Raw genomic sequence first — 11,462 nt, 5'->3', positions numbered from 1 at the left:
GACATTTCTTCTTGATCTTCCTTTTCTTCTTTCTATTTAATTTTACGCTACAATTCGCAACTTGGTATGAGCGACTAACTGTAACTGTGAGGCATCAGGTTGCGCTTGAATCAGATAGTTGTTGATTTCTTGGGGTTTGTGTTCACTCAGCCAGAGAAGACGGTGCAGGATATCAACCTGTGTGGCAGGATGACCGTTAGAAATGCCTAAATCTTCAAATGCTCCCCGTTCTTGATAATCTTTTAGCTGAACTTGGTTTCTATCCTTTTTCACTAAGGCTATCCGACCATCGGTTAAGCTGTTGGCTCCTACTAATTCTATACCGACACCTCTAGCTAAGGTATTTGCTTCATCGAATTCAACAACCGATTCACCATATTCATAGCGTCCTAATATGTAATACTGTGTGGGTTTATCGACTTTAGAAATTCCTTTTTGGTCACAGCCTAAAACTTCTTTGAGTATAGTTTCAGCAACTTCTTTTTGGACTTCATTAAGGAAGGAAGTAGCATCTAATTCATCGCCATTGGGAAGTTCAACCGTTTCATACTGAGTATAAGCCCGAAGTCCCGCACCAACACAAGCAATGACTAAATCTGCACCGCTTACCCCTTCGGCAATAAGGGTTTTGACTCGTTCAGAGATGATGGCTTTGAGTTGCGGTTGTACATCCATTGCGTAGTCACCGACTATTGATGTAGTGCGTTTGCGGGCAACTAAGAAGATACTAGAGGCAAGAGATGCCGAATTGATTGCACATAGTCTTCCTGTTCTTTCTGTATCGAGTGGCCATGCTTCTGTAATTGTAAATCCTGCACGTCTGAGAGAATCTATTAAAGTTGCCCATCCAAAAGTAGTTTTATGAGCATAAACAACAGTCATGATGCCATCACTTTTTAAAACTCTATTGGCTTCACAAAATGCTTGGTGCATCATATCTTGATAAGCTTTTGCTGCTTTTATCTTATCCTTTTCATGCCGATGAGGTGCCATAATAGCTTCTTGCTTTTTAGGTGTTAATTGTCCTGAAAAATGCTCAGGATAAAGATAACCAATTGAGCGTTTTAACCAGACATAAAAAAAGTCTGATAGATCGGCATAAGATATAGAATCAAAATAGGGAGGATCTGTGATAATTGCATCTAACAATTCTTTTTCTAAAGGTAGTGTCATTGATGACGTTCGATATAGTTGAGATGGACGACCACTAAATAATTCTCTATTAATAAATTGTAGAATCCAATTTAAGGCACCTTTAGCATTTCCAGACGCATTTCCTAAAGGATTAATTTCTGAAAAATCCCAAACCATTGGTAAAGCTTGACGTGAAAAAGTATTACCAATCAATTCAGCATCACTAATCCAACGAGTAACTGAACTGTTGTAATCACTCAACCGATCACATAATATTCCTAAATAAGTAACGATTGCTTTTGCTAATTCCTTATCATATTTCTGCTGCAGCATTTCCTCGTATATTATGCGTACCCATTTGATAAAGGTCATCAAGGAGAAAAGCTGACGAAAAGTAAATAAAATTTTAAATTTATACATTCCATACAAGGGTACTTTAAAATTTAAAGTGTCGTTACTTTCAATAAGTTCATCAGGTACAGTTAAACCTGTTTCCTCACAAAGCTTATTTAATCGTTGTTTAATTGCTCTTTCATCAGGAATATATTGTTGATAATCATTACCACTTAGATAAACTTTTCCTGACTCACCACTTTTTGTACAAACAATCGCCATTAATTGATGATTTATTCTGTTTGCTTTACCTTCAGTTTTTACATGATCGTTTTTAAAGGTTGTTCCACAGTGGCGACAAGTAGAATTACCTCTTGAACTGCCTGCTTCTGGATTAAAACCTAATCCTTTTTCGGTTGTCGATTCAACGACTTTAAATTCAACTTTTTTAGTCTGATGATTGGGAATAACTTTTAAGGCAACATATTTTTTATTTTTCTTACATAGCCATGTCTGACGAACTAGAGGAACAGAAGCAACACAAGCGGGGTTAGGACATTTAACAGTACGAGTCCAGAGATAAGCTACAGGTGTAAGAGATTGAGATAAAGTTAATTGTTTGGGTTGATGAGATTCGATTAATTCTAATTGCTCTGATTTGGATTCTAAAAGTTCTCCGACTTCAATACTAGGATATAAATCGCCGATCTCATTTCTAACTTTTTCAATTACCCAGTTTCCCCATTTATCGACTTCCGATGCTAATTTTTGACCATATTTTTGAGGATAAACGAGGGTACACAATTCAATAATATGAGCAACGGGATTAAGATCAATTGCATAGGTTTCACAGCCTAATCTTAGGCTTTCTAAAGGGATAGCCCCGCCACCAGCGAACATATCCAACACTTTTGGCGGTGGAACATCCTTTAATGGTGTGTTTTCGCTTAAACCTAAACGAGTTCGTTGGGTTTCCAAAATGGCTTTTTTGGCTTTATCGATAGTCGTTTCACTTGCTTCCCATTTACACAAATCTATCATTAATTTTTTAAGTGCGGTTCGCTTTTGTGGCGTTTCGGGTGCATCGACTAAAGCCGCAAATACAGCCGCCCTAGCTGCTACTAATGGTCTTCTCGCCCACCATAGATGTAATGTAGAGATATGTCCTTTTCTAATCGATTTTTCTCTGGCTGATTCTGCTGAAATTTCTTTGATTGGAATAAAGTCTTCAATAAGGCGAGAAGATGAGTTCATAGAGTAATTATTATAATTAGTTACTCTACGAATAATTTATTAAGATGATAAAAGCGTCCGTGTTTTTTAGAATTTTTTCTATTTAACTTTATTAAAAATATGTGATTACACAGTTTACAAATAAGCCAGATTATGTTAATTATAAAAATAACTATTTTATAAAAATTTTAAATTGTTCGTTACATAATAATAAAAACAAAGAATTATACCTGTGTTGGATGAAGACTAACAATTTCTTGATATCGATTAAAATCATCAACATTAAAAGTTAGGATGTGAGTGAGTTGATGGACAAGCATTGCCGCTACTAACTTAGCATCGTGAACTTGTACGCCTTTCACTTGATATTTGCTCACTAAACTTTCCCATCGGGGATAAATATCAGGAGTATCAGGAAGTAATTGAAAAAAACTTTTGAGTCTAATAACTTCGCTTTGCGCTTCACTTACAGTATGACCTAATCCATTTTTATTAGCTGGGCGTGTGTAAACATTCCAAAATTCGATGAGATTTTGAGGAATAATATAAAGTTTGGCACCTTTTTGCTTTAATTTTGTTGTTGAATTAATCGCATCGAAATTCATAGAGTGTGTCGGATCAGCACTTCGCAAAAGAATATTCGTATCTACTAAAACGAGCATTTAGCCTCTTTCTCCGTAAATACTTTCTCGACTAATATCTTCATCACTAAGATGAGGCATATTCATCCCTCGATGACTTTCTGCCCATTCCATAAAAGCTTTAGCCCATTCTTCAGGTGTAGCTGTTTCATAAAAAGGACGTTCAGGTGCTTTTGATGGTTGATCTTCTAGCTGAATTTTAGAAGACAGTAAGGTTTTTTCTTCTAAACTCAAAGATTGAATAATTTGAGCCAATGTATCTACTAATTGAGTGTTCATGGTTATGAAAAAAGAGAGAGCATCTTTTATTCTATCGATGAAAATTGTCTTAATGCGTTTTCGTGAATCAGATACCGAGTGACTTGTCTGATTTCTTTAACTTCTCCTGCTAAAACTTTGGCTGGATTTTGAATGGTCAATAACTGAGGTTTACTGTTTTTACATCCCCAGACCACATAAAGCCAATAGGTATCGCCTAACTGTTGCGCCCTACGCCATTCATTAGCCGTCAGCGAGACTTCCTCATTAATATTAGCTCGTCCTTTAACTTCGATGCGTCTAACGGGTGCAATTGCTGTTTGTTCATCGGCAGGGCCAATGCTGCGAATATCGAAACCACTACCATCGTGTTTTTGACTAATATCTTCGGGTGTCCAACCGCGTTGTCTTTCGTATTCCATCACATAATTCATGGCGATCGCTTCGACTTCGGGATCGTTCCTCATTCCAGAATGGCTAATGTCTGGAGGTGGTGGACAGACTAAGGCTGTACCAAGATATTTGACTCGTCCTGGTCTAACCAATCTTAAGGATTCTAATTCTTTCTGTTTATTTTGATAGCGTTCATTGAGCGATCGTACTTTATTTTGGGCATTATCTCTGGCAACGCGGTACTGTTCCTCCCCTGCGGCGACTAAGCCAGCTAACTTCATCTGAGTTCGTTGCGATTCTTCAATGGCTGATTTCATCGCTTGGTGGAGGTATTCAAGACGGATATTTAATTCAAGAGCACGTTGTTGCTGTGCTTTTTTGAGCATGGGAAACTGAACTTGGGTTTTCAGCCACTTTTCTAACTCCTGCTGTTCGGTGACGCTTGGGGAGGACACGGGTCTGCCGTGCGACGGCAGACCGTGAGATGTCCGTGCAGCAATTGGAACTTCCATTCCGTCTTGATGCACAGGAGATAAGTCATAGAGGCAGTCGGTAGAAAGCAATGTTTTACAATCAGCTTTTTCGGAAACCGCACAGAGTTTGACATCAACAAGGATTTCCTTTTCTTTAAGATCTTGTCCGACAATTTGAACTTCAAAGAAATGAATTCGATAAGGAGCTAGGGTATCAGCATCGATAAATAAAGCGCATTGATAACCGATGGTTTCTGCAAGTTGACGATCTAAGCGTTCTGCAATGGCAGCAAATAGAGGATGTCCAGGTGAGAGGAATTCAGCATCTCGATGATTCGCCTCGTCTAGTTGTTCTTTGTAGAAAGTTAATTTAGGATATTTGGTTTCAGGAATGCCTAAACGTCGAATTGCTATTAGATTAAGGGAACGAAATTCTTCTTTAAGATAAGGGATACGCCATAGTCCATCGGCACGGGTTTCTAAATTAATTCCTAGAAAGTCACAAGCTCGTTTGAAAAATTCTTCGACATAGCGCGGCATTAAACGCTGTTCTTCTGAGATAAAGTCTTTGGCTTGGGTTTGACGAATTTGTGACAGATCGACATGACTGGTGGCTAGAGCAATGCCTGTCGCTTGTTCGAGTCGCTCTAGAATGGAGGGGTCAAGTTGTTCGATGATTTCTTTAGCTTTATCTTCGGTCGCTTGATTGTAAGTAGACTCTCGTAATAAGTCTTCAAAGCGAATGTCCGACAGTTGTAGTAACTGCCCGATGACATCAAATACTCTGTCTCCCATTGCTTTACGAATTTCTTCTAGTTTGGTGAGCAGTTTATCTAAGACTCGTCCTTCTACTGTATTGATCGCGACGAAATTAAAGATATAAACGTCTTTCGGTTGTCCGATGCGGTGAATGCGTCCCATCCGTTGCTCTAGACGATGTGGTGACCAGGGAAGGTCATAATTGACCATTAAATGGCAAAATTGCAGGTTTATCCCTTCTCCTGCGGCTTCAGTCGCTAGACAGACCTGTTTATAAAATTGGAAGTCTTTTTGTGCGGCTTTCCGAGCAACTGCATTCATGCCTCCATGAATTTCACAAACACTATAACCCCATTGAGTTAAATTGTCTCGCAAATAGTTCAAGGTATCTCGGTGTTCGGTAAAGATCAGTAGTTTGCCTTGTCCGTCTTTGAGTTCAGCGAATTCTGAGCCTTGCAAACAGTCTTTAAGTGCATTCAGTTTCGCTTCGGTTCCCATAGCCATCGTTTGGGCGGTTAGTTTCACCAAACGCCGTAACTCATGAACCTCATCCCGCATTTCATCGAGTTGTTCGGCGATACTGGTCGAAAAAGCGATGTCGTCTAATTCTTCATCGGAACAGTCATCGTCTTCTACTTCAGGATCGATCGTTTTGCCCATTGCTTGCAGTCGTTGAAACTGTTCATTTGGTGAGAGGTTTTCAAGTTCAGTGAGTAATTCGCTGAGGCGTTTTTCCCGTTTGCTTAAAGAACTGAAAATCGCATGGAGACTACTGGCTAAACGGCGTTGGAAGACGGTACGGGCTAAGGCAACGGCGGCTTTTCGTTTACCTTGAGTTTGTCCGAGGTAGCGGTTGATGTAAGCGGTGACTTGTTTATACAGATATTCTTCTTCCGATGAGAGTTGGAAGGGGATAGTTTTGGGAAACCGTTCTTTAAAGAGTCTGCGCCCTTCAAAATCTCTAAGTTCTTCTTTGACTCGTCGCAAAAACCAGGGACTTTCCTGTAACTGGAGAATACTGGGATTGACGCTATTAGAGATGAACTGTTCAGAGTCTAGCAGTCGTAGGAAGTTATTAAATTGGTCAACGTTGCCCTGATGAGGTGTAGCGGTTAAAAGTAAAATGCGTTCCGTGTTTTGTGAGAGTTCTTCAGCCAGTTTATAGCGTCCTGTGCGTTTTAATTCATCGCCCTGTGTTCGTGCCGAACATTTATGACTTTCATCGATGATCACTAGATCCCAGTCTACTTGTAAGACACTGGGTAGTATATCCTCTCGTTTAGCAAAGTCAATCGAGGCAATACATTGACGAAACCGTTCCCAGGGATTTCCTCCTGGTTGATTTTTAACAAGAGAGGAGTTAATCACTTCAAAGGTTTCAGCAAATTTACTCCGTAATTCATCTTGCCATTGTACAGTTAGTGGGGCGGGTGTGAGAATGAGAACGCGATCAATAATATGACGGAGTTTTAATTCTTTGATCAGTAACCCTGCCATAATGGTTTTACCAGCACCTGGATCATCGGCAAGCAGGAAGCGTAGGCGAACTTGGGGCAGAATTCTCTCATAAACGGCTTCTAATTGATGAGGTAAGGGTTTAACGCCACTCAGACTGACCGCAAAGTGAGGGTCATAGGCAAAAGCGTTTTTGATGCGATTGGCTTCAATATAGAGGAAAAAAGAATCGGGATTAACTAAAGTATTGGTCGAAACGGGTTCAGATGCGAGGATAGATTCTAATTGTTCTAGTTCTAGGAATGCTTCGCTACTACTGCCTTCTAGAGTACGAACTTTGAGGAGAATCGTTCCATCAATGATTTCAGCATCTTCAACCGTAATCGGTGCAGGAAACTGATCGCTTAAGAAAATACGTTTACCGATTAATTGTTCGACCATGCTGTGACGTAGCTTAATTTAAAGAATACTTCTATATTCTTTGAATTGGCTCGTTTTTCCTGTGATTTAGATCACGCTGCTCGTGTTTTGTCGCAATTTGACTGAAAACTCGATTGCCATCATGTTCAAGAATTTCGCTAACTTCAGTGCTAAAAACCGCTAATTTTGCAAAAAGTAAGTCTTTCCATTCTCCTGAAATGTTAGGCTGAATAAGTTTGTAATCAGCTTGATGGTCGGACGTAAAAATAACCTGCTCCTTTTCTAATTGCTCTGGAGCTATCAATTGTTGAATTCCTTCTATTAGTTGTATAAATTGCTGTTTCTCTTCTAAATTTAAAGGATGTTTAAAAATAATTCTATGTGTATGCTCGCTCAGTCCTTCATCATTTTTTTGTTGATGAGTGGGGCGAATGGTTAAATCATTTAACGAGTATTGCTGTTTCATGATTCTTCTTGATAGGGTTTAAACTCGGCTCTTTGGTTTAAAAATTCAAAAGCCGAAAGATAAAAACAAACTTGTTCGGCGGCAAACTTAACGTTAGCAATTGATTCAATTCTAGCATCTCTTTTTTCTAAAAGATAATTGAAGTCTTCAACAGATAGCAACATTTCAATAACTGTACAACCTACTCCTTCACCACCAGGAGCTAGAGAAGCGAAAAACCAAGCGACTTCTGGTTCAAATGACGTATACCATCCTGTCCCTAATTGGACTGGCTGTTTTTGTAAAGCCAGTAAACGCTGTGCATTCAAACCATTATTGAGAATGTCTAAAGCACTATAAACATCTGTTCCATGATAAAATTTCAGTAAATTTGGTGACACCTTAGTTAACGCTTTTAATCATTAATTGGAGACATTTTCTTCAATCAATTCCTCAAGTTTTTTGAGCAATGTTTGAGCTTTTTTCCATTTCTGTGGATCTTTCCAGAGTTGAGCATTTTTAAGTCGTTGATAGGTGTCGGATAAAGTTTTTTGAGGCGTAATAATGGGAGTCGATGCAGCCTGGCGTGAAAGCGTTGTTATTTCTTCTTTGATTTGACTTAGAGATAAGCTTTGAGTAACGGCTTTTTCTAATAAATCTCTTCGCTGTTGTGGGTCTTTGAGGGAAGCGATCGCTTTGGCTTTGGTGTAATCAATCTGTCCTTGATTGAGTGCATCTTTAATCTCATCAGGAAGTTTGAGCAGAGGTAGGCGATTGACACGAAAGCTATTGGGGGTAACCCTTCCGAGTGTGGTAAAAATCGACTCTAGCTGTAACCATTGTTCACTGTGCATAACGTTATGCACAGAGTCCCGTTTTGGATGAGCCGTCAAATTAATGAGCGCAATAACTTCATCAGATGTAATCTGTAGTCGATTAGCCAGCAGTTGCAGAATCGCTTCAGTTTCTTCAACTGGGTTGAGGTCTTCTCGTTGTAAGTTTTCAAGTAAGGCAATCTCCCAGGCTTCTTCATTACTAAAAGTCCGAATGACAACAGGAACGGTGTCAAGGGCTAGGGTTTGAGCGGCTCGATAGCGTCTTTCTCCAGCAACAAGTTCGTAATGCTCATCATCTAGAGGACGAACAATCAAAGGTTGTAAAATCCCTTGTTGTTGGATAGAAGTAATCAGACTCTCTAGCTTTTGGGGATCAAAATACCGCCTCGGTTGTTGGGGAGGAAGTTGAATCGATTTTAGGGGAATCGATTGAGGTGGTGGAGCTTCGTCATCGGCTCCAAAAAGCAGATCAATGCCCTGGGTATTGATCTGGTAGGGTTGTTTTGGTGTTTTAGAAGTCGGCATTAGCGTACAAGGAGAGCTTGAGCAATATCGTTTAACAAAGAAATCGTCGGGTGTTTCGGTTGATAGAGAGCAAGGGGTAAATGAGCTTGAACCGCATCAGCAAAGGCAATTGAGCGAGGAATAGGATCAAAGACTGGCGCGAGGGGAGAAAGTTGCTCTTTAATCGCTTGTAAACTCAAAGCATCTTGTGAAGTTCTTTGATCGTATAAAGTTGGGATAAAGCCTGCTAACGCTAAAGATTTATTGGGCTTCTTTTTCACTCGACTAACGGTTTTAAGCAGGAGTTCTGTACCTCGTAGGGCTTTGTAATGAGTTTGGATGGGAACTAAGACATGAGTGGCAGCAACCAGGCTAATGTAGCTTAAGATGCCCAGAGAAGGAGGGCAGTCGAGCAGGATGTAATCGTATTTCCCTTCCACAGGTTCTAGCGCGTCTTTTAGGCGAAGATCTCGCAAATCGGCGGTGACTAATTCAAGTTCGGCACCGCTTAGGTCGATATTAGCAGGAACCAAATCAAGTCCATGAATTGAATGAATCGGTAAAGGGGCATCGTGAAGAATCGAATGATAGAGAGTTTGGTCAAGTTCTGAAGGTTCCAGTCCCAGAAAAGTCGTGAGGGAGGCTTGGGGATCAATATCGACTAAGAGAACTTTTTGCTGAAGTTGACTGAGAGAGTAGCCCAGATTAAGAGTGAGCGTGGATTTAGCAACGCCACCCGCTTGATTGAAAATAGCAATGATTTTAGACATATCTATCCAAAAGATACCTGAAAAGGCAACAAAAAGAAATAATCTCGAAAGCTTCTTTAAATAATGGTTCCAGCGATTTTGAGCCAAAAATATAAAAAATCTAGAACCCGAAACGTAAAATTCATTAAAACCGTTGAACGCCTAAAACAATAAGGATTTTCGGCTGATTTAATCAGTAAGAGTCCCTTCACATTATTTAACACCAGAAGGTACTAAAAGGGTAGTGATTTTAACTGGCTCAAAACGGTATTAAAGAAAAAACAGTTGTTGAGGAGATTCGATGATAGCAGTGACAAGACGGCGCACGTCTATGAATTTATGGTCAAGGCTTTTAAAAAAGTTCACCCTTAGCCAAGTATTGCTTTTCAGTTGGGCGACGATGATGCTCAATTTATCGCAAATGCTGCTCAAAACGGGCAATCTTAGTCCAACTGCACTGATTGGCTACTCGATTTTTCTCGTCTCGATTCTGATGTGTGCCTATCTGTATGCGTGGGAAAGTCCGCGCCGCCAACTGGTACGTTTACAAAGATTACTAGATCGAGTCGGACTTTGGCCAATCGCCTGGTTAGTGAGTTTTATCGTTTTTCTTCTAGATGGCATCAGTGTACCCGTGTTTGCTGGAACGACAACACCAACGCCTTCTCTTTCGTCTGGCTTTTTCTTTACTAATATCCAAACCAAGATTAACGGTATCTTTGCTGGAACGAACGCGGCGGCGATTGTTCCAATTACCAAATTTGGCTTTGGCGTGCTACAAGTGCTGTTTATTGTCTATATCGCTTGGGCGGTATCTAAAGTGATTGGATCATCCCGCGAAGAAGAGGATTGGAAGCAAGCGGCTAAAACACCATTAATCGTGGCGGCGGGTGTCTTCGGTGGTGATTATGCGATAGGACTGGTCTAGAACCGATGCCAACTTACCGCAATTTAGATAAATCGCCCCGCATCTTTTTTATGCCAGGAGATCAGATCTTTCCTTGGGCCATTATTTTTGGATTGTCTTTTGTCATCTTAAAAAAAGTCCTGGGATTATCGTGGATTTGGGTCATCGTCACCAGTGGCTGGGGAATGGCAACTTGGTGGGTTCTGACCTTTGGCGGGATGTACGCTTTCTTTGGGCGGTTAGTCGAAACGCCGAACTGGACAAGAGCGATCGTTCCCTATCAATCTGTATTGTCCTCTGGGGAAGCTCAAAGTCAGCGAAAACGAAACCGTCGGTTATTGGATGAGTAGGTCAAGGAAATGGTCAAAATCGGCTCAAAAATCATTACAGACCCACTTCGAGGGAAAAAGCAAAAGCTAACGCCCTTTGAAGATAACTTTCACTTGTTGACTTTCCTTCAATATCTAGATGGTGGTCGAGAAGTGGGGGCAACCTTGTTGCAGCCCCATAAAAAAGAAAGTTTTCGGGTGGTTTTTGGGTTTCGTTGCCGAGGAATTGCGCCGATTCTCTCTGAAGAAGAAGTATTTAATGTCTTTGCGGGGCTCAAGTCATTGAATGATCTTCCTTTAGGCGAATCGCTAACCATTCATTTCGGACAATTTATTGATGACTCAACTCGACAGGCTCAACTGACTGAGTTAATGAGCGAGGCAACGCCAGAATTACGGTTGCTGCTTGGAGGCGCGGCTAAACGAACAAGAGAATTGACCGAAGCGGGGATTCGGAAAGTCAATTTTTTAAATTTGTTCGTTACCTATACCGTCGATGAAGGCGTTGAACCCGACAAGGGCGATTTCTTTGACCGCATTCTAGCAAGCGGGGAAAAAACATGGTATCAGCTAATACCAATTATTGAAAAATA

Annotated in this window: 10 protein-coding genes and 1 pseudogene; 3 read left to right on the top strand and 8 right to left on the bottom strand. The window is 40.5% G+C overall.

Features of this window, described 5'->3' with window-relative positions; translation table 11 throughout:
- Positions 1-42 precede the first annotated feature (42 nt).
- The 8 genes from CFPU101_RS24140 to CFPU101_RS24105 all read right to left on the bottom strand — a co-directional run bounded on the left by CFPU101_RS24140 (position 43) and on the right by CFPU101_RS24105 (position 9,654).
- The gene (locus tag CFPU101_RS24140; protein ID WP_206818291.1) at positions 43-2,721 is read right to left on the bottom strand and encodes a DUF1156 domain-containing protein; all 2,679 of its coding nucleotides are present in this window, start codon (positions 2,719-2,721) and stop codon (positions 43-45) included.
- Between the two features lie 203 nt (positions 2,722-2,924).
- Positions 2,925-3,362: a PIN domain-containing protein gene (locus tag CFPU101_RS24135; protein ID WP_206818290.1), complete on the bottom strand. Its 438-nt coding sequence runs from the start codon at positions 3,360-3,362 to the stop codon at positions 2,925-2,927.
- Entirely contained in the window at positions 3,363-3,620 is a 258-nt protein-coding gene (locus CFPU101_RS24130; protein ID WP_206818288.1) for a hypothetical protein, read from the bottom strand. It lies immediately after the preceding gene.
- A 26-nt stretch (positions 3,621-3,646) separates the two neighbouring features.
- Complete coding sequence (locus CFPU101_RS24125; RefSeq protein ID WP_206818286.1) at positions 3,647-7,120, bottom strand: helicase-related protein; 3,474 nt, start codon at positions 7,118-7,120, stop codon at positions 3,647-3,649.
- A 31-nt stretch (positions 7,121-7,151) separates the two neighbouring features.
- Positions 7,152-7,565 (bottom strand): hypothetical protein, encoded by a 414-nt coding sequence (locus tag CFPU101_RS24120; RefSeq protein WP_206818284.1) that lies wholly within the window; start codon positions 7,563-7,565, stop codon positions 7,152-7,154.
- Entirely contained in the window at positions 7,562-7,945 is a 384-nt protein-coding gene (locus CFPU101_RS24115) for a hypothetical protein (RefSeq protein ID WP_206818282.1), read from the bottom strand. Before CFPU101_RS24115 ends, CFPU101_RS24120 begins: the two co-directional genes overlap by 4 nt.
- A 21-nt stretch (positions 7,946-7,966) precedes the next feature.
- Complete coding sequence (locus CFPU101_RS24110) at positions 7,967-8,905, bottom strand: ParB/RepB/Spo0J family partition protein (protein ID WP_206818280.1); 939 nt, start codon at positions 8,903-8,905, stop codon at positions 7,967-7,969.
- Positions 8,905-9,654, bottom strand: coding sequence for a ParA family protein (locus CFPU101_RS24105; protein ID WP_206818278.1), 750 nt, complete (start codon positions 9,652-9,654; stop codon positions 8,905-8,907). Before CFPU101_RS24105 ends, CFPU101_RS24110 begins: the two co-directional genes overlap by 1 nt.
- 280 nt (positions 9,655-9,934) lie before the next feature.
- Here CFPU101_RS24105 and CFPU101_RS24100 point away from each other — a divergent pair, with 280 nt between their 5' ends.
- The 3 genes and pseudogenes from CFPU101_RS24100 to CFPU101_RS24090 form a co-directional block, all read left to right on the top strand.
- Positions 9,935-10,561 carry a hypothetical protein gene (locus tag CFPU101_RS24100; protein WP_206818277.1) on the top strand — a complete coding sequence of 209 codons (627 nt, stop codon included), beginning with the start codon at positions 9,935-9,937 and terminating at the stop codon, positions 10,559-10,561.
- Between the two features lie 5 nt (positions 10,562-10,566).
- Positions 10,567-10,890: a hypothetical protein gene (locus CFPU101_RS24095; RefSeq protein WP_206818274.1), complete on the top strand. Its 324-nt coding sequence runs from the start codon at positions 10,567-10,569 to the stop codon at positions 10,888-10,890.
- A gap of 9 nt (positions 10,891-10,899) precedes the next feature.
- Positions 10,900-11,462: pseudogene (locus tag CFPU101_RS24090) on the top strand (ATP-binding protein); the annotation flags it as partial.

This window comes from Chroococcus sp. FPU101, from assembly GCF_017312365.1.
Classification (GTDB): domain Bacteria; phylum Cyanobacteriota; class Cyanobacteriia; order Cyanobacteriales; family Microcystaceae; genus Chroococcus.
Note: the sequence above shows the minus strand (reverse complement) of the source record. Positions and strands in the feature narration are given on the sequence as shown.